Origin of the sequence: Fictibacillus enclensis (assembly GCF_030123385.1) — a bacterium.
In the GTDB taxonomy this organism is placed as follows: domain Bacteria; phylum Bacillota; class Bacilli; order Bacillales; family Fictibacillaceae; genus Fictibacillus_C; species Fictibacillus_C enclensis.
Genome location: NZ_CP126109.1, coordinates 1,116,496 through 1,137,828, shown reverse-complemented (window position 1 = coordinate 1,137,828; position 21,333 = coordinate 1,116,496). Strand labels below are relative to the sequence as shown.

The following is a 21,333-nucleotide window of genomic DNA, read 5'->3' as shown; positions in this document are numbered from 1 at the left end:
GTCAGTCCCCCCTGCTGCTTAGTTTGATTCGCGGATCAATGAGCCTGTAAGATAAATCGATAAGAAAGAGCGTTACGATCAGCACTACGCTGAAAAAGATGGTCGTTCCAAGAATGACGGGATAATCCCGGTTAAAGATACTGTCCACAAAGTATTTGCCCAGCCCAGGGATCGCGAAAATCTTTTCAATAACAAAGGTTCCGGTCAGAAGATGGGCAACAAGCGGCCCCATAAAAGAAACAACCGGGATAATTGCGTTGCGAATGCCATGCTTGATGACGATTCCTGCCGCACCAAGTCCCTTGGCATCTGCTGTTTTCATGTAATTTTGTTTAAGCACCTCAAGCATGCTTGATCTCGTAAACCGGGCAATAATGGCGAGCGGCCCGGCAGCAAGTGCAACGGACGGCAATATTGTATGTTTCCATGTGCCCCATGAGGCGACCGGCAGCATCCCCCATTGAACGGCAAAGAACTTGATCAGCAATGGCGCCAGGATGAAGCTTGGAACAGATATACCGAGTATGGCGATCGTCATGGCGGCATAGTCGATGGTCCGGTTATGAAACAGAGAAGCAATGATTCCAAGGATCATTCCAAAGACAAGGGCGATCACCAATGCCTGGAATCCGAGAAGTGCGGAAACCGGCAGACCTTCAGCAATGAGTGTGTTCACGTTGCGTGTTTCCGATTCAATGGAAGGACCCAGGTCAAATGACGCCAGGTTTTTCAGGTAAAGCAAATATTGAACAGGCAGCGGCTTATCGAGATTGAACTTTGCGCGCATGTTGTTCAATACTTCTTCTGGCAGCACATCGGAATCCGACGAAAAAGGATCTCCCGGGATCGTATGCATGATCACGAATGTGAGCGTTGTAATAACCCAGATGGTTAAAAGCATGGTCAGCAGCCGCTTCAGGATGAACTTCATTTCCCCACGCTCCTTTCTTTTCAGGTTTTAGGCGTTGGCATGTCCCAGTACGCCATTGGTCGCTGCCATACCGATAATGACCGCACCCCACATATGCTTGTAGGCGGTAATATAATCTTCACACGTAAATCGGATCGTCTTTGGCCCGATGAGCTCGACTGTCGGCAAGGTGGTCGTCATCATCGCCTGATTTGTTCCTTTAAACTCAATCTCAAATGTAACAGGGCCTTCCACCACGTATGGCGGAATCTCTTTTGCCCTCTCTACTCCCCGCTTTGCTTTTTCACGGATAATCTGCCTTGCCTTTGAGGGATGAAGAAGTTCTGCTGAAAACCGGTCAACCGCAAATTTCACCACGGCACCTTCGATTTCAGGCAAGGTTTCCGTTACTTCCTCCACGTAGGCATCATCTCCGGTGGCAAGAATGGCAGGTACACCGAAAAAGCCCGCAGCGCCTGCATTCATTTCTGTTTCCCCGACCACCTTTCCGTTGATTTTCATCTCAGCAACCGCGACACCAGCGAGTGTATGGCTGATCACCGCACGTGCGGACCCCGCTTCTCGTCCATGGTGGCCAACAAACATGATCCCGCCGAAGCTGTCATCCAGGCCAGTCAGCTGGCATAACACCCGGTTGTTTCCCGACACAAGACGCGCTCTCTCATCCAGCTCCTCAACAAGGATGTTGGACATATTGCCATGGCCGTCGGCTACGGTCACTTCGGTTGCTCCTCCATCAAATGCTCCTGCAATAGCGGCATTGACATCCTGTGTCATTAACTTCCTAAAGCGCTGATACTCATCGTTTTTTTTCAGCTGCATGTTCGTCGCTACTCCTGAAATGCCTTCCATATCTGCAGAAATAAAAATTTTCATGTTTTTCCTCCTATAAAAATGTAAATGATGAACGTTCTGATAACGATTCGATAAACGAGAGCAGCAGATCCACGGTTGCTTGCAGATCTCCCATATCAATCACTTCCACCGGTGAGTGGGCATACCTTGATGGAATGGAAAGAACACCTGTAGGTATGCCCCTTCCGCCAAGACTCAGTGCCCCGCCGTCCGTTCCGATCCCCGGAAAGACCTCTCGCTGAAAGGAAATTTCGTGTTCTCGCGCCAGATTCACCAATGTTTTTTTGATGGCCGGATGGGCAATCAAACTAAAATCCATAATTTTAATGCCTGTCCCGTCTCCAAGCTTTAAGCTATTGTCCATCGTGCTTTCAGGTGTATCGCTCACAGCCGTGGTGTCAACGGCAATGGCAGCATCCGCTTTGAGATGGTTGGCAGCAATGGATGCTCCTCTCAGGCCCACTTCTTCCTGAACTGAAAACAGCGCAATAACCTCACCTGCAAATTCTTTGTTCTTTAACTCCTGAAGCACCTGAATGAGCACCGCACATCCTGCTCTGTCATCAAAGCCCTTCCCTACGATTCGCCCGGTTTCTTCATTCCCGAGGTATTCTGTCTCACTAAACCAGGTCGCAATGTCTCCCACCTGTACACCGAGCGACTCAGCTTCACTCTTTGATGAAGCTCCAATATCGATATAAAGTTCCTTATGTTTCCGGACGGTATCCGGATTGTCAAATTTCATATAATGGGCGGAGATAGTGCCGATGATTCCCCTTAAGCGTCCCTGTTCCGTCGTTACCTCCACCTTTTGGGCAAGCAGGATACGGTCATCATGCCCGCCCAACTTTTCAAAACGCAGCATGCCATTCTCTTCTATTTTCTTGATCACAAATCCAACTTCGTCTATATGGGCCGTCACAATGACTCTTGGTCCCGGCTGGCTCCCCTTCGTTCTGCAAATAACATTTCCAACGGCATCCACTTCAACCGAGTCTGCAAGCTCTGCTGTTATTTCACGAATACAGCGGGTAATCTGCTGTTCATGTCCGCATGGTCCGTGAAGCTCGGTCAACGCTTTAATCAACTGATACACTGTCGCAATCCTCCTCAAAAGGAAACCGAATTTTCTGAACCTGATGCTGATATAAAAAAGACCCGGAGGCCTTAAATATATTCAAATGAATTTTTATACACATCCATCTGCAAAATCACATTGCTTTTGTTGATACCCGGAAGTTGATGAATGCTTTTTACAATCTCGGTAATCTCCTCATAATCCTTGACGTTGGCCTGTACTAGCAATTGGTATTCGCCTGAGGTCAATGTAATAAACCGGATGCCGGCAATGTCTCTCAACTGCTGAATGGTTTGATCCATATTTGGCGGAACCAGACTGATTTGAATGATGGCTCCTACTTTGACACCAAGAGAAATCGGATTCACCACACCGACGACCTCGAGAATGTTATTTTCCACAAGGTTGTTGTAACGGGAACGGACGGTCTTCTCGGTTACATTCAAACGATTCGCAATTTCTGTAAATGACATTCTTCCATCCTTGGATAAAAGTTTTATAATCCCCTTATCCAAATGATCAATAATCTCCACCGACACCATATTTCCACCTTTCAGTAATAAAAAGCTTCTTAAAACCACTAATTTAGTACTATTACTAGTATTTATTACCTAAAAACTATACTTTTTTTAGCAAATGGTATTGAAATTAGTAATTTTTAAATAGTATAATTTTTTCAGAATATTTATTCAAGTGTTTTTTGAAAAAAATTGAAAAAAAGAGGGGATTTTTGTCATGCTTTTGATTAAAAATGGAACACTCGTGACCGGCACAGGAACAATTTATAAAGGAGATGTTCTGCTGGATCAAGGAAAAATCGCCAGCATCGGTAAAATCATCGACCTTCCAGAAACCGAAACAGTTCTTGATGCGGAAGGAAAATTTGTGACGCCTGGCTTGATCGATGTACATACACACCTGGGCATTCATGAAGAGGGAATCGGGCCAGCGGGGCATGATTACAATGAGACAAGTGATCCCGTTACTCCCTATGTGCGGGCAATCGACGGCATTAATCCTAATGAGCAGGGATTTGAAGACGCCCGGAAAGCCGGTGTGACTACTGTTCAGGTGATGCCGGGCAGCGCCAATGTTATCGGGGGAGAAATGGTGGTCCTTAAAACGGCCGGAACGGTTATTGATCAAATGGTCATCCGCAATCCTTCCGGTATGAAGGCGGCATTCGGGGAAAACCCCAAACGTTTTTATGGAGGAAAAGGTAAAGCGCCGGTTACCCGAATGGGCATTGCAGCTCTGTTTCGCAAGGAGATGAAAGCGGCGCACCATGCTTTAAAAAAGCTTGAGCAGGGTGAAGAGCTCACACCTGATTTAGGAACCGAACAGCTCATCAAAGTCCTGAAAAAGGAAATACCTATTCGGGCACATGCCCACCGTGCAGATGACATCGCCACGATTCTCCGGCTGGCAAGGGAATTTGGATTTGACCTGACGATTGAGCATTGTACTGAGGGCCATCAGATTGCATCCTATATCGCAGAACATGATGTGCGTGTTTCTGTCGGCCCGACCCTTTCCACACGAAGCAAGATTGAACTGGCTGACAAAGGATGGCATACGCTCAAAGAGCTGAACGAAGCCGGAGTGCCGGTATCCATCACCACCGATCATCCAGTAGTGGGAATCGACAGCTTGATTTTGAGCGCGATCAGTGCTGTTAAACACGGTCTGGATCTGGAAACCGCCTGGTTGGCCATTACCTTGAATGCTGCCAAACATCTCGGGGTGGAGGACCGGGTGGGTTCCCTTGAGAAAGGAAAGGACGCCGATGTGGTCATTTGGGATGGCGATCCGTTTGATGCCCGGAGCATGGTAGAAACGACCATTATCAATGGTACTATTGTTTATGATCGTTCAAAAGAAAAGTAGAATCATAGAAAAAAGGCAGCGATGACTAGACTGCCATATTGAAATGAGACAAGAATAAAACACCTTTATTAGGCTGCCATTCGACCAAATTCCATGGGTGAATGGTAGCCTAATTTTTCTTGTATTCTTTCTTCATTGTAGTAGTTTATATAATGGTCAATTTGCTCACGTACCTTATCTAAAGATAAAGAATTGAATTTTACATACTGAAATTGTTCCGATTTTAAATTGGAATGAAACGACTCGATGACGGCGTTATCCCAACAGTTGCCCCTTCGCGACATGCTGCTGATTACTTCTTCCTCTTTCACAAAGTTCTGAAAGGCATAGGAAGTATACACACTGCCCTGATCGGAATGGAGAATTACCCCTTTCGGGTTCCCTCTATGGTCCAAAGCCTCTTTTAGCGTATCCATGACTAAGGGGGTTTGCTGATGTGTATAGAGTTTATAGGCTACAATTTGGTTATTATATAAATCTATAACCGTCGATAAATAAAGGGTAGACGATCCATATTGAATATAGGTAATATCCGTCACCCATTTCTGATTGGGCGCGCTGGCCCGAAAATTTCGCTCTAATAGGTTGGGGGCCACCACGATCGTTTCTCCTTGGGATTTCCATCTTTTTTTCGGCTTTACCCTGCATTGAAGATGATGTTTCTGCATTATGCGCTGAACGGTATTTCGATTGAGCTTTACTTGGTGCTGACGCCATAATAAGGCTTTGATTTTGCGGTGTCCATATCGATATTTTGTTTCCTTGCACAATGAAATAATGACCGTTTCTTCTCTGCTTAATGATTTCAACGGAAGCGTCTTGACCCAGCGATAGTAATTCGCCCGCGGCACATTTAATACGGATAGAACGGCAGAGACCGTATACTTTTTCCGCAATTTCTCCACAAGCTGCAGGACTACTTCTCTTTCAACTCCTTTACCATCTCCAAGTACTTTTTTAAGATTTCGTTCTCCTGTTTTAAATGGGCATATTTCTTCTCTTTTTTCTCTTCCTCACTCAGGATGTCTGGACCAAGCCCATAGGTGTATTGCTTTCCAATCGGCTGATCAAACCGATGGATCTCATTATTTTTATACCATTTCATCCAGGTACTAATTTGCGTTTTGTTCTTAATCCCGTGCTTTTCCATAATCTCCTGGTTGGTCAATTGGCCGCTCATTTTATCTTTAATCACAGCCCACTTCACTTCACTTGAATATACGTTTTTGCCCATGCAAAAACACCTCCGAATTCTCACTTGTTTTAAGTGTAACATTTCGAAGGTGTTTTATTGTGTCTCATTTACTTAGGTTAGTCTAGACCGCTGCCTTTTTTCTTTCTATCTATGCATGATGGGACAGATTTGAACGCTTCCCAGCATCGCCCTTTTCCACAATTCGCTCTACTTTTCCAACCAAAAGGATGTAGGATAGCGCACCAAACAGCGCCAGAACGCCAATGAAGACCAGTGCGGGCGCAAAGTTTCCGCCTTTCGCCAAGTATCCAATGACAATCGGAACAATGATGGATGCGAGACTTCCGATAAAGTTAAAAACCCCGCCAGTCAGCCCGACAAGTCGTTTCGGTGCGAGCTGGGAAACAAGCGACCATGTAATGGAAGCCAGACCGTTTCCGAAGAAGGCAATGGTCATGAAAAAGATAATCATCGTTGTATTATCCACATAATTGGCTCCAATAATGGCGATGGATAAAAGAAGACCTGTAATGATTGGTGTTTTTCGGGCAATACCCATGGATACTCCCCGCTTGGCCATGTAATCCGAAACAAAGCTTGAGATCAGAACACCGACAAATGCGGCAAGGAACGGAAGAGAAGCCAGAAAACCAGATTTAATGAAATCCAATCCCCTGTATTCCACCAGATAAGTAGGGAACCAGGTTAGAAAAAACCAGAGGGTGGAATTGACGGCAAACTGGCCGAGATAGATGCCCCAAAGCTTTCGATGGGATAAGGTTTCTTTCAAATCGCTCCATTCCAGCTTTTCTTTTTCCTGATTCTCTTTGCCTTTTGGATTGACCAGTCCTCCGCCTTGTTCTATATAAGACAGTTCTTTCTTGTTTACTTTTCTGCTTTTATTGGGATCCCGATAAACCGCATACCAGACGAGGGACCAGACAATACCGATGATCCCGGTAATAATGAACAGCCCTCTCCATCCTGTATAATGCTGGATGGTGGCAAGTACCGGTGTCAGAAATGCCAGACCCACAAATTGGCCGGACGTATACATGGCAACGGCTGAAGCACGTTCATTGTCTGGAAACCAGCTGGTGACGATCCGGTTATTCGTCGGAAATGCCGGGGCTTCAAACGCCCCAGTCGCAAGCCTGAGGCCGAACAGACCGGCAAACCCCTTCGTGAACCCCTGAAATAAGGTGGCGATTGACCATGTACATAAACTTAAAGCATACATTGCTCTCGGGCCAAAACGGTCAACCATCCATCCTCCCGGGATTTGAAGGGCGGAATAGGCCCAGCCAAACGCTGAAAAAATCAAGCCTAATTGCACTGAACTTAACGCAAGGTCTTTTCCCATAGAAGTGGCGGCAACCGAGATATTGCTTCTGTCCATATAGTTAATGATGACATTTATAAAAACAAGAGCAAGAACCCCGTACCTCGCCCTTGTACGCCTTTCCTTCTTTTGTTAGTACATGATGCGAACCCCTTTCTTTGATGAAGCGCTTACAGATCAGGCAAGAATGGTGAGATTCTCACCATTCTGCGATACTGCCGTCCTTATGCCGCCAAACCGGATTCCTCCAGTTGTGACCTTCCTCGGCCATCTTTCTGACATGGTCTTCATTGATTTCGATGCCTAGGCCTGGCCCATCAGGAATCTTGACATAGCCTTCCTCATAATGAAAGACGGAACGGTCCACGATATAATCGAGAATGTCACTGCCTTCGTTATAATGAATACCAAGACTCTGTTCCTGAATAAACGCATTATGGCAGGTTGCATCCACCTGCAGACAGGAGGCCAGTGCAATCGGGCCCAGCGGGCAGTGCGGAGCAGCCGCCACATCAAAAGCTTCAGCCATCGACATGATTTTCTTGCACTCCGTGATTCCCCCGGCATGGGATAGATCCGGCTGAATAATATCGACATATCCATCAATCAGCAGTGGCTTGAAATCCCATTTGGAAAACATCCTTTCCCCTGTGGCGATTGGAATGGAAGTGGCTCTCGCAATCTCGCGCAGCGCTTCATTGTTTTCAGGAAGGACCGGCTCTTCGATAAACATAGGCTTATAGACTTCAAGCTCTTTTGCCAGCAGCTTGGCCATCGGTTTGTGCACACGTCCGTGAAAATCCAAACCAATTCCAAACTGCGGTCCAACTGCTTCTCTGACCGTGGCAACGGTTTCCAGAATTTTATCCACTTTGTCATAGGAATCAATATATTGAAGCTCTTCCGCTCCGTTCATCTTCACTGCTTTAAATCCGGCAGCCTGTGCCTTTTTGGCAGCAAGCCCCACCTCTGCTGGCCGGTCTCCGCCAATCCATGAATACACCTTAATGGAATCACGGCATTTTCCGCCAAGCAGCTGATGGACAGGAGCGTTAAAATACTTTCCTTTCATGTCCCAGAGCGCCTGATCAATACCCGCAATGGCACTCATCATGATTGGGCCTCCCCGGTAGAAGCCTGCCCGGTACATCAGGTTCCAATGATCCTCAATATGCATCGGATCTTTGCCCATCAAGTATTCCATCAATTCTTCAACCGCTGTCTCAACCGTGGCTGCACGCCCCTCAATGACCGGCTCTCCCCAGCCCACGATTCCTTCATCCGTGGTAATTTTTAAAAACAGCCAGCGCGGCGGCACCTGAAACAATTCATATCCTGTAATTTTCATGATCTCATCCTCCTATTAATCTCGTGATACGGCGTTTACAAAATCACGTGCTTTTTCAGTAAGCTTTGATAAATACGCTTCTGTAACTTCTTCTTTTGTATTCACAAGTGCACTGCCAATGCCGCATCCGACTGCACCTGCTTTCATGAAGTCCGAAACATTTTCAAGCGTCACTCCGCCTGTTGGAAGCAGCGGAATGTGGGGAAGCGGCCCACGCAAATCCTTAATATAAGATGGCCCGATGGAAGCAGGGAACACTTTGACAATGTCCGCCCCATGCTCATTGGCGGTTAAAATTTCTGTTGGTGTGAACGCGCCCGGAATACTTACCGCTCCATACCTTTTGGTCAATTCTATCGTTTTCAAGTTAACGGTTGGAGCCAGGATAAATTGCGCACCGGCAAGGATTGCCATTCTTGCGCTCTCCGGATCAAGAACGGTGCCCGCACCGACCAATAGCTCATCTCCCAATTCCGATGAAACCTCTTCGATCACTTTAAGCGCCCCTGGTGAGTTCAAGGTGATCTCAAGCGTTCTTATACCCCCGGCCTGAAGCGCACGTGCGATCTTCAGCACGCTCTTCGGTTCTGCACCTCGGATGATGGCAACCAATTTATTTTCTTTTATGGATGAAAGTACATCAGACAACATGGTTCCTCCTCTTTTCTTAACGGCTTACGTCACTTTTGCTCGACAGGAAAAGCTCAAGCGTTTTTCGGTCAGGAAGACCTTCAATATCCCCATTGACCATCGTAACCATAGCTCCGATGGCACAGCCCCTGGTCACAGATTCTTTGAGGGAAAGTCCATCAAGCAGCCCCGATACCACTCCTGCCGCAAATCCGTCACCTGCCCCGACCGGATCGATTACCTGTTTCACACGAAAACCTTCCGCATGCCCCTGTTCCTTTTTTGAAAGGCAGGAATAGTAAGCACCTTCTTCACCCTTTTTTACAACAATAGTATCTGGTCCGAGCTCGTGCAGCGCATCTGCTATTTCCTCCGGATGGCTTGTTCCGAATAAAAATTCCCCTTCACTTGTACCCGGAAAAACAATATCGGAATGGCCTGCAATCTCCAGGATGGTGTTTCGTGCCTTCTCCTCAGTCCAGAGCTTGTACCTGATGTTTGGATCAAAGACAATGGTCAACTTGTGCTTTTTGGCTATTTCGATTGCCTGAAAAACAGCCTTTGAACACGAATCGGACAGCGCCGGGGTAATGCCGGTTATGTACAGCACTTTGCCCTCTGACAGGTAGTCTTCGTTAATGCTTTCCGGATTCAGAAAGCTGGCGGCCGAGTGTTTACGGTAATAATGTACGCGTACGTGGTCTCCGTAGACATTTTCTTTAAAAAAGATGCCTGTTGGTGCCTCATCGTCTGCGGCAACCTCACTCACATCCACCCCTTCGCCTCTTACGGCGTTTTTGAGCATGGCACCGAACTCATCACTTCCCACTCTGGAAATCCATCCTGTTTCATGCTCAAGTTTAGCCAGCCCAATGAGTGTATTGATTTCTGCTCCGGCTATTCTCGAGGTATAATCCCGGGCATACCTCATAGGCCCGCTCGTTTCAGGGGTAAAAAGCACCATCGCTTCCCCTATACTGATCACATCCATCTTTTGCCCTCCCTGTCATTTTTATCTGGCCAAATAGCCGAGACTGGCTGATATCTTTTTTGAAGTAAGCAGCAGCACTTTGGCAATCTGATCTTTACGGGCAGTCATCCTCTCTTTGGGCCCTGCTACGCTGATCGCAGCCTGCATCTGCCGGTCACCCCCGTATATTGGAGCCGCCAGACAGAATAATCCCTCTTCGTTTTCCTCATTATCGATCGCGTAGCCCCGTTTCCTGCTTTCGGCAAGTTCGTGTTCCATTTGTTCCCTGCTTGTAATGGTGTGACTCGTAATCGGAAGCAGCTCTGTTGAATCAAGCAGCTTGTTTTTTGATTCTTCCGGCATGAAGGAAAGGAATGCCTTGCCAAGCCCTGTGCAGTATATTGGCTTTTTGTTGCCAGGCTGGGCGGTGGTCCGGATGGAGCGGTTATTATCAATTTTGGCAACATAAACCAGTTCTTCTTCTGCCATCAGCGCCATAAAAACCGTTTCCTGTACTTCTTCCATTAACGTTTTCAGATAAGGCTTACCTACCGCCGAGACATCCAGCGATTCCATGGCAGCGGTTCCAATTCCAATGAGTTTGGGTCCGAGCTTGTACCTTTTTTGCGTGTCCTGTCTCAGGTAGCCTTCATCTGCTAAGGTTTTAATTAAATTTGATGTGCTGCTTTGCGGAAAGTCCAAGGTTTCGCTGATCTCCTTAATGGACAGCCCCTCTGTGTGCATGGTCAAGCACTCAAAAACCTGGAGTACCCGCTGAGCTGATTTAACTGACATCTTGCCCTCCATCTACATCACATATGTGATTTAATATTCTGTATGTGATTTTTGACACCTAGAAGCTACCATACCTCTTTTTGAATTGCAACCGCTTTCCAAAAAACTTTTTCTTAACTCATTGTTGCCTTGAGGGTCGTTGATTTCGTTCCAGGAGGCTCGCTTTCCGCGGGGCGTGCGCTGAGCCCCGCGGCCCAAGCGCCTCCAGGTCTCACCTGTCACGCATTTCCCGCCGGAGTCTCGCACCTAACACTTCAATGAACTATTCAATGAAGATTTTAATGAAACAATAAAATAAGACAGCTGTGATCAGCTGCCTTTTTTGCTCCAGTTTTCTTTTATAAATGCATCTCTGCCGGATTCTATTCGTTCCTGTTTGTATTTTACGGGATTCTTTTTATAAAAATCCTGATGATCCTCTTCAGCGGCATAAAAGACTGATGCCGGCAAGATTTCGGTTACAATGGATTTGCTGAACTTGCTGCTGTCTTCGAGCTTTTGTTTGGAAGCCAGTGCGAGATCTTTCTGTTCTTCATTATGGTAGAAGATCGCTGTTCGGTACTGGCTGCCCCGGTCAAAAAATTGTCCACCCTCATCTGTTGGATCAATTTGCGGCCAATACAAATCCAGTAATTGTTGATAAGGAAATATAGCCGGATCATATGTAATTTCCACCGCTTCGTAATGGCCGGTTGTTCCTGTTTTCACTTGTTCATACGATGGGTCTTCCACATTCCCTCCTGTATATCCGGAAACAATCCCATGGATTCCCGGCAATTCATCAAAAGGCTTGACCATGCACCAAAAGCATCCTCCGGCAAACGTCGCTTTTTCCAGTTTATTGTTTTCCTTCATCAAAATCCCCCTCATTATCCTGCTCAATTCTTTTTATCATATCGGTTCCAAGAGGGAAAATCCATAAAAAAGGCCGGTCCATTAAATGAACCGCCTTACTTTGCGTGCTATTTATCATCTTTTCCAAGATAATCTTCATGCTCTCTGTTTCTTTTTTTGCGTCGGACCGAACGAACGACCAATATTACAATTATGATGATCAACAATATGCTGACATTTAAAAAACCGCCCAAAAATAGTAGTATGTCCTTTAGCCAATCTGTAATTGATTCCATAGCTGTATTCACCTCTTCCCTTCTACAATACCCTGGTGCAGTAAAAATTAATCTATTTTCACTTCCGTTTTTCATAAGCTCTGGGCTAACTGTTATTTTTATTACCCCCGTTTTACAACTTTTAGACATGGAAATTGTGGCAAAAAAACAAACCTTCCAACGAGTGGAAGGTTATATGAAACGCTATTCGCAAAAGTACTGTCCTGTATTCGGTCCTGTCATCCGGCTGTTGTTCAAAAAGTGCAGAGTAACCATATCCTCAATCGGAAGAGTAAAAGACATCATTTGAATATTTTCCTGGACTTCGTTAATGGACGAAAATGCAGGAACAACCGGTATTCCATTCTGCAAAGCCCATTTCATGGCGATCTGAGCCGGTGTTTTCTCATGCTTTACCGCAATGTCCAACAGGACTTTTTGCTGGAAAAGCTCCTCCCTTGAATACGGGTTTCTGGCCTGAACTTGGATCTGGTTCTGCTTACAGAAATGGATCAGCTGTTTTTGAGACTTTAGCGGATGATATTCAATTTGGTTGACATGTGGCTTAATCTGACTTCGTCTCATGATCAGTTTCAGATCAATTTCTTCAAAATTACAAACACCAATGGCTCTCACTTCACCCCGGTTATACAGAATTTCAAGCGCTCTCCATGTTTCCTCAAGTTCTCCCCTTACCGGCCACTGAATCAAGTAAAGATCAATATAATCGACGCCCAGTTTCTTTCTGCTCTCATTAAAGGCAGCAAGGGTGTTATTGTACCCGTGAGAAATACTGTTTAACTTTGCCGTAATAAAAAGTTGCTTCCTATCCATGCCGGATAAAGATAAAGCGTTTCCAATTCCGCGTTCGTTTTGGTAGGATGCCGCAGTATCAATGGCCCGGTATCCTGCTTTAATGGCTGCAAGCACTCCTCTTTCTACTGTTTCAGGGTTATTTATACTGCATGAATCCAATCCGATCCATGGGATATGAACCCCATTTGACAACACCGTTCCTTCCTCCAGACCCATCATCATTTAAGTCCCCCTAATCCTTATACTTTTTACATTCTATGCGGTTAAGCATTTTTTCATATCTATCTAAAAAAGAAGACCGTAAAAACGGCCTCCTTCTTTTTGCTAGATTTTGAATTTTGATATCATCATTTGCAGCTCTTCTGCCATAAAGGACAGCGAATGAGCAGACGCTGCAATTTCCTCCATGGATGCCAGTTGTTCTTCTGTAGCAGCGGCAATGCTCTGCACACTGCCGGACGACTCTCTTGCGCCTGCTGCGATAATTTCGGATGAAGAGGAAAGACGTTCTGCTCCTTTTGCCAGTTGCGCAATCGATCCTGTTATTTCCATAATCTGACGATTCACTTCATTGGTTGAGTTCTGGATATGCTGGAATTGCTTTTCGGTTTCCTTGACTACGGTGAGACCTGCAAAAACATTGTTTCTTACCATTTTTACAGATTCACTGGAGTTATGGGTCCCCTCCTGAATCTTTTTAACAAGGTCACTGATCGATTGAGCAGAACTCCCCGACTGCTCGGCAAGTTTTCGTACCTCTGATGCCACCACAGCAAAGCCTCTACCACTTTCCCCGGCACGGGCGGCTTCAATGGAAGCATTTAGCGCAAGCAAATTTGTCTGATTGGCAATCTCGGTAATGATGGTTACAATTTCTCCAATGGATTCGGATTGTGCATTAAGTTCCTCAATGCCTTGTTGGGCCGTATCGACCGAGTCGACGATCTCTTTCATCTGATCATGTGTCCGATTGACATGCATCCGCCCCTCGTCGGCCTGTTCTGAAGCTGCTGATGTCAGGTCACGGGCCAGGACGGCATTTTTGGAAATAACCTCGAGCTGGCTTGCCGTTTGTTCCATCATTTCAGAAGTCTCCGTCGATTTTTCCGTTTGCACTTCGGTAATCGATGCAATTTGCTGAATACTTAACGTGACTTGGCTTGCCGCATGGCTATTTTGTTCAGCACTAGCGGTCAACTGTTGAGAGGAAGCTGCCACTTCGGAAGTGGTTTCTGAAATCTGCATGATCATATTCCGCAGACTTGAGGTAAATAGATCAAAGGTGTCGGACAGCTGACCCAATTCATCTTTTCTGCCAAGCTTTACGGATTTGGTCAAGTCCCCTTTCCCCTTAGCGATCTCCTTCATATTTTGGTGGAGCACTCCAATTGGACGAACGATGGAGGCCACGATAATACTGCCAAAAACCAAACCTCCCACGATTAAAAGAAGCAAGACAACCGCAAAAACAACTGTCTGAATCTTGATCGCCGTTTTATTTTTCTGCTTCTGAGTTTCAATATCTTTATGAAGCGTTTGCACCATTTTCTCAATAACAGGATTCAGCACATTTTTCCTAATGGCTCTTTCATCCACAAAGTGAACCGTCATAGCCAGTTCTTTCCCACCGCCATCATAAGCTTGGACCGCACGAGTGCTGGAATTAAAATACCCGGTCAATCCTCTCTCAGCAGTCTTTTTTGTTTTTGCATCCAGCAAAGGAAAAAGTTGTTTCTTTAGCTCTTCAATCCTGCGCTTTTTATCCGCCAATTCCGTTGTATACTCCTTCTTGCCCGTAAGAAGGTATGCCCGTTCATCATTCGAATAGCCTGCCAGGTAATATTGAAACTCCTTAAACTCTGTCTGCATGTCCTGCTTACTGGCCAGTTCCTGGCTAAGCCGGGTCTGATCATGAATAGAGTAAAACGCATAACTCCCGGCAACCATCAAAGCGACCACAGCGGTTCCCAATAAAATGAATAATTTACTTCTGATTTTCATTCGCTGCACCTCTAATTTTTTTACTTTTACGTTAACCATCTTTTTTATCGGAAATCATTTCATCTTTTTAACCTTTAGTCACTGTGTTTTTTCATATCATTTTCGAAGAAGCCTTGAATCGGCTATACTGATAAGGGATGCAGTTTAGGAAACTGCTGTTGTAGAAAGGAGCTTATTCATTTTATGAAATCCATTGTACTTGCTGAAAAACCGAGTGTTGCCAGAGACCTGGCCCGTGTGCTTGGGTGCAGTAAGCAATCAAAACAATATATAGAAGGACCGAAATACATTGTAACGTGGGCGCTCGGCCACCTAGTAGAACTAAAGATGCCCGAGGATTATAACAAGGAATATAAAACCTGGAGGATGGAAGACCTGCCGATCATCCCAAAAGAAATGGGATTAAAACTCATTCGCCAGGTCAGCCACCAATATAAGGGAATTGAACAGCTCGCCCGCAGAAAAGATGTGGGTGAATTTATTATTGCGACGGATGCCGGGCGTGAGGGAGAGCTGGTTGCACGCTGGATTCTTGAGAAACTTCGCTGGAAAAAGCCAGTTAAACGGCTCTGGATTTCTTCACAGACCGACCGGGCCATCAAGGACGGCTTCAAAAATCTGAAGCCTGCCAATCAATATGATTTTCTTTATCAATCCGCGGTATGCCGTTCCGAAGCGGACTGGCTGATCGGTTTGAATGTCACACGTGCATTAACTACGAAATACAATGAACAACTGTCCGCAGGCCGTGTGCAGACACCTGCTCTTTCCATGATTCTGGAACGCGAAGCAGACATTAAAGCGTTTGTGCCAAAAGAATATTTTACGATTGATGCCAAAATTGGACCCCTTGAGGCGGTGTGGGAGAAGAATGGAGAACGCCGGATTTTTGATCGTTCCCAAGCGGAAAAAGTTGGAGAGCTTGTAAAAAACGAAAAAGGGAAAGTTATTTCCCTGAATACGAAATCAAAAGCTGAACAGCAGCCTCTTCCGTATGATTTAACGGAGCTGCAGCGTGATGCCAACCGGCGCTTCGGGTTCTCTGCCAAGAAAACCTCCAGTGTCCTGCAAAATCTGTATGAACGGTATAAGCTTGTTACTTACCCGCGTACAGATTCCAAATATTTGACTGTGGACATGAAAAATACGATGAATGACAGGCTGCAGGCGCTCTCTTCCGCATATCGTGACGAAGTTCAGCCCGTCCTGAAAAATAAAGGAACGGTGCTTGTGAAAAAGGTATTTAACAACGACAAAGTGTCCGACCACCATGCGATCATCCCAACAGATGAACCCCCGCACCTCGGTGATCTGTCAGCCGATGAAAGGAAGCTGTATGATATCATCGTCCGCCGCTTTCTCGCATTATTTTACGGACCGTACCAGACAGAAACCATTCATGCGGTCATTGATGTAAAAGGCGAATCCTTTTCAGCCAGAGAAACGAAGGTTGTTGACGCCGGATTCAAAAAAATCACCGGGAAGGATGAGGAAGATTCCCATAGCAAACCGCTTGGAAATCTTACATCCGGACAGGAATTCAGTGTAAAAGAGTCGCGAATGCAGAAAAAACTGACCGAGCCGCCTGCCCGCTTTAATGAAGCCGATTTGCTCGCGCGCATGGAAAAATTCGGACTCGGGACACCGGCAACGCGTGCCGACATCATAGAGCGCCTGCTCAGCACCGAAACCATTGACCGCCAGAATAACCGGCTCCATCCTACACCAAAGGGCAAACAACTGATTGATTTGGTAAACAGCGAGCTGAAGTCGCCGGAATTAACGGCAAAATGGGAAAAACAACTGGAGGATATTGCACGGGGCAAAGGCAATCCAAAAGATTTCCTCGAGAAGATCAGAACGCAGACCAAGCAGCTTGTCAAGGAAATCAAAGGCAGTGAACAAACCTATAAAGCGCATAACCTTACTGGTTCGAAGTGCCCGGAGTGCGGAGAATTCATGAAGGAAGTCAAAGGACGCGACGGGAAAATGCTTGTATGCTCCAGCAGAGAATGCAGCTTCAGAAAGCGAAAGGACCCCAAGCTTTCCAACCGCCGCTGCCCGCAATGCCATAAAAAAATGGAGATTCACAACGGCAAAGCCGGTACCTATTTCCAATGCCGGCCATGCAACGTGGTTGAAAAAGCAGAGGACCGTAAAAAGACCGTATCCAAACGTGAGGAACGCCAGCTGTTGAATAAATACAAGAAAAAGGAAGAGGCCCCGATGGGCAACAGCCTGGCCGATGCACTGAAAGCGGCCCTCAAGAAAAAAGATTAAACCCATTTAATAAAGACCAGAGTCCGTTGATGATTGCTCATCAGCAGCCTCTGGCCTTTTTTATTCGATAAAATTCATCCGAATGGCTTTCACAACAGCCTCTGTCCGATTCTTCACTTTTAATTTTTTTATGATACCGGCTACGTAATCCCTTACAGTGTAATGACTTAAATGAAGAAGTGAAGCGGCCCGCTGAATGGTTTCCCCCTGTGCCATCAGCTTCAGCACCTCTTTTTCTCTTGGCGTCAAGATCGGTGAATCCATGTCAAGCAGTTGAATAACCGTCCCCCATTGCTTATAAAGAGCCTCTCCTGCATACTGACCGAATTTCATGAGCATGGCCTGCTCGTTTGGTGTCGGTTCCTCAAAGTGCGCTCCGTTACAGTCAAGCAATACCAGCCCGAGAAAACGCCCTTTTCGAGGTGTAAATACCGGAACGGCGATGAGCGATGCCACCTTGAACTGCTCTTCCAGTCCTTTAGGAATCTGCTTGGAAGCATCCTCAAGATAAATGGGCTTGGACTGAAGAATCTTCTGCAAATGATTCTTTAAAAAAGCAACCTCAGTAAAATCAACTTGGATTTCCTGAATATTATGTCCCAGGTTGCGATGAGCCGCAAATACAACCCGCTCCACCCGCGGGGAGTACAGAAAGAGGGCACTTCTTTCAAACTTTAAATAATCCACAAAACCATCCGTAACTGTTTTAAGTGTTTCGGTACAGGTTTGTGCCATAAGCAATCGGAGTGTATATAGCAGAGCAGCATCTTTCCATTCGTTTTCACTTTCAAGTGTATTCATCTTGAGCTGCTTTTTGTACATGTTCGAAATCAATTCAATACGCTGGGAAGAAATGCTTCCCGCATCGGTTGATTTTACACAAAGCAGCAAGGTTTCTTTGGCAAATGAAACAGGAATGACTCTCGGCTGTTTCGTACCAGGATTCATCAGGCGGCACAAAGCAAGGGACAGCTGTTCGGATGTGGGAGCGGACATCGTTTTGCAGATTTCTATGAGCGATTGATTGTCCTGCCCGGTATCTACACTTTTCAGCTCGATTAATTTATACTCGAAATCCTCAATTCTCAGCAGCGCAGCCCAATGAAGAGGGATAATGTTAGAGGTGATCATTGTATCCAGCCACTGATGCCCGTTCGTTTCCGATGTCAAAGGAATCAGAACATGGTCTAAAAGCTTGTTGAAAATATACTGAATGGACTGATGATCAATGATCCTTGGATTTTCTTCCTGTTCAAGAATATGATGAATCATATTTTCAATGGCAGACAGCAAAAAAATAACCTGGCTGTAGTCAACGTCCATGGAATAGTGGTCTCTCCATTGCGAGATCATGGCAAGTATGAGCTGATTGATATGCTCACAATCGTTCTTTTTCAGCAGTTCCTCAAAGGAGTAGGTCATCATTCCGTCAAATTCCGTAATGAGGTCCTGTTCATGCTGAGAGGATAGCTCACTTTTTATCGTTTTCCAGTTGTTTAATATATCTCCGCCATACTTTGCCAATAATGCCATGCCATTTAAAAAAAGCTCGTCCATATCCAGCCCCTCCTCCCCACTGCTTACATTCACTTTATAGTTTTCGAAATCTTTTTACAATATCCGCCCATTTAACCCGACAATTGTCGGGGTGATCCCCGTAATTACGATACTTATCGGAATTGTCAACTTACTAAACAAACCTTACAGTTACATTATTAAAGCGCTTTCATCATATTAAAAAGGGTGGGATACTGATGGGTAAAACGGTCGAATTGAAAACAACCCTCAACAAAGGAAACGTGAACAAAAGGGTGTTTTGGAAAGCTTTCGCATCAGGCATGGTGGTACTCGCCGCACTGCTGAGCTTTATGGGAGTATCCGGGACTGCTTATGCCATACCGATGGCAGGAGTAGGTAACTTCTATGTTGAGTTTGATCACCTGGAAGGAAACGGCTATACCTTCTACCCGAAAATGGGTGAATCCAGCAAGGAGAAATCGACTCCTCAGGGCACCAACCTGATTAAGGATTTAACCATTGATCATCTGCAGCTGTATAAAGATTTTAATATTAGCGGGGACAAATGGATCCGTGTAAAAATTGCCGCCAGTAAACCGGTTCATATCTCCGGTCTGCAGCAGGACGCTTCTGTGATCAATGCGGATGCCAAGTTCAGTAACCTTGCATTGAAAGAAAAACAGAGCAGTGACTGGCAGAAACAGTTTCAGCAAATGTCTTCAACCATTGAGCTAAATCATGCAAAAATTAAAACGCATTACCTTTTCCAAGAGAAGATTGTGATGAACGGAATGAAAGTTACGGTGGAACGCATCAACAAACCAGCCAATTAACAACAAGGAGGAATAAAGATGTCAGTTAGACAATGGAAACATGAACGCCCTTTTACCGGGTCACTGCTGACCTTGATATCTGGGGCATTGATCCTGTGGGTGCCCTTGAATCTTATTGTGAAAGCTTTCCTGCCAGGTACTGTCTCTGTAATTGGCATTTTATTTGGCGGCATGATTCTTTTGCTCGGTGTCATGGCACTGATTTTTCCCCAGTTCTCCAAACTGCTGGGGATTATAACCATCTTTTTATCCATATTGTCCGTGATCGGAGCTCTGGGTGGGTTTCTCATCGGAACATTACTTGGTATTACCGGGGGATCCCTGATGATTGCCTGGAACCCTCCTGCCCCTCTTCAGAAGAATGATGAACAAAGTGATGCTTATACCGGCTATGAGTCTCCTGAACTGGTAGAAGCGAAATGAGGATGCGAGCATTAAAAGGCTTGACCTGTTTGCTTGTTATGGCCTTGCTCTATGTTCCAAATCACGCACAAGCGGCAGCAAGCGGGCAAAATGACGAAGGGTTTGTGGTCAGCGCAGATCGGGTGGAGGGCGGAATCATGCTCCCTCAAGTAGTGATGGGAGAAACGTCATCAGCAAAATCAAAACCCATGATCCGCTTTCAATACCGTAATGCCACACTGTATGGTATGAAGCTTACAAAGGTACTTTCGACCGATGAAGGGCCGGTCACTGTAATTATGCAGGCACACGGACCTGTTCATATGACAAATATGACCGCTGATGCTTCGGCATTTTCACTAAAGGGAGCATGCCTGACCGCAGGAAAACCAATCCCCGACCCAGGACTTAAAAAGGTAACCATGCTCATACACAAAATGGAAGCCTCAAAAGGAGAATTGGACAGACTGACGCTTACTACGGTAAAAGGCAATCATGGACAACAGCGGCCAGCTGCTCCGAAAGTGCTTCAGGACCTTGCCTCGCTTCCCTTATTGGAAGTGAAAGAAGCCGTCAATAAGCTTATGAACGGCCATCTCCCGCTGACCTGCGAAGACCAAAAAGAGGACAAAGAAAAATCGCCTGAAAAGCCTGCTTCACCTTCGGATGAGATAAAAAAAGCACTTCCCAGGCTGTCAAAGGATCCTATAAAAAAAGCTGAGAAAAAACCGGACAAAAAGCAGGAGAAACCTGATGCCGAACACATTGTAAAGCACGTTAAAAAACCATTGGAAGATGTGTCCGACCCGGTAAAACACGTAAAAAAACCACTGGAGCATGTAACCCATCCAGTTAAACAAGGTGTAAAAAAAGAAATTACAAAAGTGCCAAAAGTCATTGATAAAACAAAGGAAACTGCCAAAAAGGAGAAGAAAAAAGTCAAGAAAACCATACAACAAACGAAACAGCAGCTTTGCCAGAAGGCAGGGATACTGAATGGATCTGTACCTAAAAAGCTTGGTCTTAACTTCATTGATGAGGCCCAAAAAGAAAAAATTCCGCTCACTGGCCTCTGTCCAACTAATGAGTCTGCGACCAAACAGCTTAAGCTTGTTCAGAGTCAGCTATTAAAGAACCTTCACTTATCTTCCCTGAACAAAGATCAGCTCGCCGATCCTGACCTGTTAAAAAAGATGGAGAAGGAGATGGAGAGTCACTCCTCACTCAAATTTCTGCCTGATCTTTTAAAACCATTGGACGGCCTCTTTTCATAATAGAACCCAGCAGCCTGCACTACATTCCAGGCTGCTTTTTCTCCTGGCATTAACAGCGTATGGAAGTTA

The 21,333-nt window shown here is 45.6% G+C and carries 19 protein-coding genes; 5 read left to right on the top strand and 14 right to left on the bottom strand.

The window, feature by feature from the left end; all coding sequences use genetic code 11:
• Window position 1 precedes the first annotated feature (1 nt).
• The 4 genes from QNH15_RS06170 to QNH15_RS06155 form a co-directional block, all read right to left on the bottom strand.
• On the bottom strand, window positions 2–931 hold the full coding sequence (locus tag QNH15_RS06170; protein WP_283893355.1) for an ABC transporter permease: 930 nt from the start codon (window positions 929–931) through the stop codon (window positions 2–4).
• A 27-nt stretch (window positions 932–958) separates the two neighbouring features.
• Window positions 959–1,807, bottom strand: coding sequence for a M55 family metallopeptidase (locus QNH15_RS06165; protein WP_283893353.1), 849 nt, complete (start codon window positions 1,805–1,807; stop codon window positions 959–961).
• Between the two features lie 10 nt (window positions 1,808–1,817).
• Complete coding sequence (locus tag QNH15_RS06160; protein WP_283893351.1) at window positions 1,818–2,882, bottom strand: M42 family metallopeptidase; 1,065 nt, start codon at window positions 2,880–2,882, stop codon at window positions 1,818–1,820.
• A 71-nt stretch (window positions 2,883–2,953) separates the two neighbouring features.
• The gene (locus tag QNH15_RS06155) at window positions 2,954–3,406 is read right to left on the bottom strand and encodes an Lrp/AsnC family transcriptional regulator (protein ID WP_283893349.1); all 453 of its coding nucleotides are present in this window, start codon (window positions 3,404–3,406) and stop codon (window positions 2,954–2,956) included.
• Window positions 3,407–3,599: 193 nt separating this feature from the next.
• On the opposite strand from QNH15_RS06155, the gene QNH15_RS06150 reads away from it, so the two are divergent.
• The gene (locus QNH15_RS06150) at window positions 3,600–4,751 is read left to right on the top strand and encodes an amidohydrolase (protein WP_283893347.1); all 1,152 of its coding nucleotides are present in this window, start codon (window positions 3,600–3,602) and stop codon (window positions 4,749–4,751) included.
• Window positions 4,752–4,819: 68 nt separating this feature from the next.
• Here the strand turns inward: QNH15_RS06150 and QNH15_RS06145 are convergent.
• From QNH15_RS06145 to QNH15_RS06105, 9 genes are all read right to left on the bottom strand, one after another.
• A protein-coding gene (locus QNH15_RS06145; protein ID WP_283889040.1) for an IS3 family transposase occupies window positions 4,820–5,985 on the bottom strand; the annotation gives its coding sequence in 2 pieces (ribosomal slippage) (window positions 4,820–5,709 and window positions 5,709–5,985; 1,167 coding nt in all).
• 109 nt (window positions 5,986–6,094) lie between these two features.
• Entirely contained in the window at window positions 6,095–7,366 is a 1,272-nt protein-coding gene (locus QNH15_RS06140; protein ID WP_283895451.1) for an MFS transporter, read from the bottom strand.
• 121 nt (window positions 7,367–7,487) lie between these two features.
• Complete coding sequence (dgoD, locus tag QNH15_RS06135; protein ID WP_283893345.1) at window positions 7,488–8,636, bottom strand: galactonate dehydratase; 1,149 nt, start codon at window positions 8,634–8,636, stop codon at window positions 7,488–7,490.
• 15 nt (window positions 8,637–8,651) lie between these two features.
• Window positions 8,652–9,287 carry a bifunctional 4-hydroxy-2-oxoglutarate aldolase/2-dehydro-3-deoxy-phosphogluconate aldolase gene (locus QNH15_RS06130; RefSeq protein ID WP_283893343.1) on the bottom strand — a complete coding sequence of 212 codons (636 nt, stop codon included), beginning with the start codon at window positions 9,285–9,287 and terminating at the stop codon, window positions 8,652–8,654.
• Between the two features lie 16 nt (window positions 9,288–9,303).
• The gene (locus QNH15_RS06125; protein ID WP_283893342.1) at window positions 9,304–10,257 is read right to left on the bottom strand and encodes a sugar kinase; all 954 of its coding nucleotides are present in this window, start codon (window positions 10,255–10,257) and stop codon (window positions 9,304–9,306) included.
• A gap of 21 nt (window positions 10,258–10,278) precedes the next feature.
• Window positions 10,279–11,031: an IclR family transcriptional regulator gene (locus QNH15_RS06120; protein WP_283893340.1), complete on the bottom strand. Its 753-nt coding sequence runs from the start codon at window positions 11,029–11,031 to the stop codon at window positions 10,279–10,281.
• Window positions 11,032–11,340: 309 nt separating this feature from the next.
• On the bottom strand, window positions 11,341–11,886 hold the full coding sequence (gene msrA / locus QNH15_RS06115) for a peptide-methionine (S)-S-oxide reductase MsrA (protein ID WP_283893339.1): 546 nt from the start codon (window positions 11,884–11,886) through the stop codon (window positions 11,341–11,343).
• Between the two features lie 458 nt (window positions 11,887–12,344).
• Complete coding sequence (locus QNH15_RS06110; RefSeq protein WP_283893338.1) at window positions 12,345–13,178, bottom strand: aldo/keto reductase; 834 nt, start codon at window positions 13,176–13,178, stop codon at window positions 12,345–12,347.
• Between the two features lie 102 nt (window positions 13,179–13,280).
• Window positions 13,281–14,957 carry a methyl-accepting chemotaxis protein gene (locus QNH15_RS06105; RefSeq protein WP_283893337.1) on the bottom strand — a complete coding sequence of 559 codons (1,677 nt, stop codon included), beginning with the start codon at window positions 14,955–14,957 and terminating at the stop codon, window positions 13,281–13,283.
• A gap of 183 nt (window positions 14,958–15,140) precedes the next feature.
• Here QNH15_RS06105 and QNH15_RS06100 point away from each other — a divergent pair, with 183 nt between their 5' ends.
• Window positions 15,141–17,237, top strand: a complete 2,097-nt coding sequence (locus QNH15_RS06100) for a DNA topoisomerase III (RefSeq protein ID WP_283893336.1) — start codon at window positions 15,141–15,143, stop codon at window positions 17,235–17,237.
• A gap of 60 nt (window positions 17,238–17,297) precedes the next feature.
• On the opposite strand, the gene QNH15_RS06095 is transcribed toward QNH15_RS06100, so the two are convergent.
• The gene (locus tag QNH15_RS06095) at window positions 17,298–18,794 is read right to left on the bottom strand and encodes a LuxR C-terminal-related transcriptional regulator (RefSeq protein ID WP_283893335.1); all 1,497 of its coding nucleotides are present in this window, start codon (window positions 18,792–18,794) and stop codon (window positions 17,298–17,300) included.
• A gap of 197 nt (window positions 18,795–18,991) precedes the next feature.
• On the opposite strand from QNH15_RS06095, the gene QNH15_RS06090 reads away from it, so the two are divergent.
• Genes QNH15_RS06090 through QNH15_RS06080 form a run of 3 tightly spaced genes read left to right on the top strand, consistent with a single transcriptional unit; the run spans window position 18,992 to window position 21,264 of the window.
• Window positions 18,992–19,588, top strand: coding sequence for a DUF6230 family protein (locus tag QNH15_RS06090; protein ID WP_283893334.1), 597 nt, complete (start codon window positions 18,992–18,994; stop codon window positions 19,586–19,588).
• 18 nt (window positions 19,589–19,606) lie between these two features.
• A complete protein-coding gene (locus QNH15_RS06085) occupies window positions 19,607–20,011 on the top strand; it encodes a DUF6114 domain-containing protein (protein WP_129477365.1) in 405 nt (134 codons plus the stop codon).
• A 2-nt stretch (window positions 20,012–20,013) separates the two neighbouring features.
• Window positions 20,014–21,264 (top strand): hypothetical protein, encoded by a 1,251-nt coding sequence (locus tag QNH15_RS06080; protein ID WP_283893332.1) that lies wholly within the window; start codon window positions 20,014–20,016, stop codon window positions 21,262–21,264.
• Window positions 21,265–21,333: the final 69 nt, after the last annotated feature.

What these genes read in the sequence shown, in the direction of transcription:
- QNH15_RS06170 (WP_283893355.1), bottom strand. Translation starts at nt 931, where the DNA reads ATGAAGTTCATCCTGAAGCGGCTGCTGACCATGCTTTTAACCATCTGG.
- QNH15_RS06165 (WP_283893353.1), bottom strand. Translation starts at nt 1,807, where the DNA reads ATGAAAATTTTTATTTCTGCAGATATGGAAGGCATTTCAGGAGTAGCG.
- QNH15_RS06155 (WP_283893349.1), bottom strand. Translation starts at nt 3,406, where the DNA reads ATGGTGTCGGTGGAGATTATTGATCATTTGGATAAGGGGATTATAAAA.
- QNH15_RS06150 (WP_283893347.1), top strand. Translation starts at nt 3,600, where the DNA reads ATGCTTTTGATTAAAAATGGAACACTCGTGACCGGCACAGGAACAATT.
- dgoD (WP_283893345.1), bottom strand. Translation starts at nt 8,636, where the DNA reads ATGAAAATTACAGGATATGAATTGTTTCAGGTGCCGCCGCGCTGGCTG.
- QNH15_RS06130 (WP_283893343.1), bottom strand. Translation starts at nt 9,287, where the DNA reads ATGTTGTCTGATGTACTTTCATCCATAAAAGAAAATAAATTGGTTGCC.
- QNH15_RS06125 (WP_283893342.1), bottom strand. Translation starts at nt 10,257, where the DNA reads ATGGATGTGATCAGTATAGGGGAAGCGATGGTGCTTTTTACCCCTGAA.
- QNH15_RS06120 (WP_283893340.1), bottom strand. Translation starts at nt 11,031, where the DNA reads ATGTCAGTTAAATCAGCTCAGCGGGTACTCCAGGTTTTTGAGTGCTTG.
- msrA (WP_283893339.1), bottom strand. Translation starts at nt 11,886, where the DNA reads ATGAAGGAAAACAATAAACTGGAAAAAGCGACGTTTGCCGGAGGATGC.
- QNH15_RS06110 (WP_283893338.1), bottom strand. Translation starts at nt 13,178, where the DNA reads ATGATGATGGGTCTGGAGGAAGGAACGGTGTTGTCAAATGGGGTTCAT.
- QNH15_RS06105 (WP_283893337.1), bottom strand. Translation starts at nt 14,957, where the DNA reads ATGAAAATCAGAAGTAAATTATTCATTTTATTGGGAACCGCTGTGGTC.
- QNH15_RS06100 (WP_283893336.1), top strand. Translation starts at nt 15,141, where the DNA reads ATGAAATCCATTGTACTTGCTGAAAAACCGAGTGTTGCCAGAGACCTG.
- QNH15_RS06095 (WP_283893335.1), bottom strand. Translation starts at nt 18,794, where the DNA reads ATGGACGAGCTTTTTTTAAATGGCATGGCATTATTGGCAAAGTATGGC.
- QNH15_RS06090 (WP_283893334.1), top strand. Translation starts at nt 18,992, where the DNA reads ATGGGTAAAACGGTCGAATTGAAAACAACCCTCAACAAAGGAAACGTG.
- QNH15_RS06085 (WP_129477365.1), top strand. Translation starts at nt 19,607, where the DNA reads ATGTCAGTTAGACAATGGAAACATGAACGCCCTTTTACCGGGTCACTG.
- QNH15_RS06080 (WP_283893332.1), top strand. Translation starts at nt 20,014, where the DNA reads ATGCGAGCATTAAAAGGCTTGACCTGTTTGCTTGTTATGGCCTTGCTC.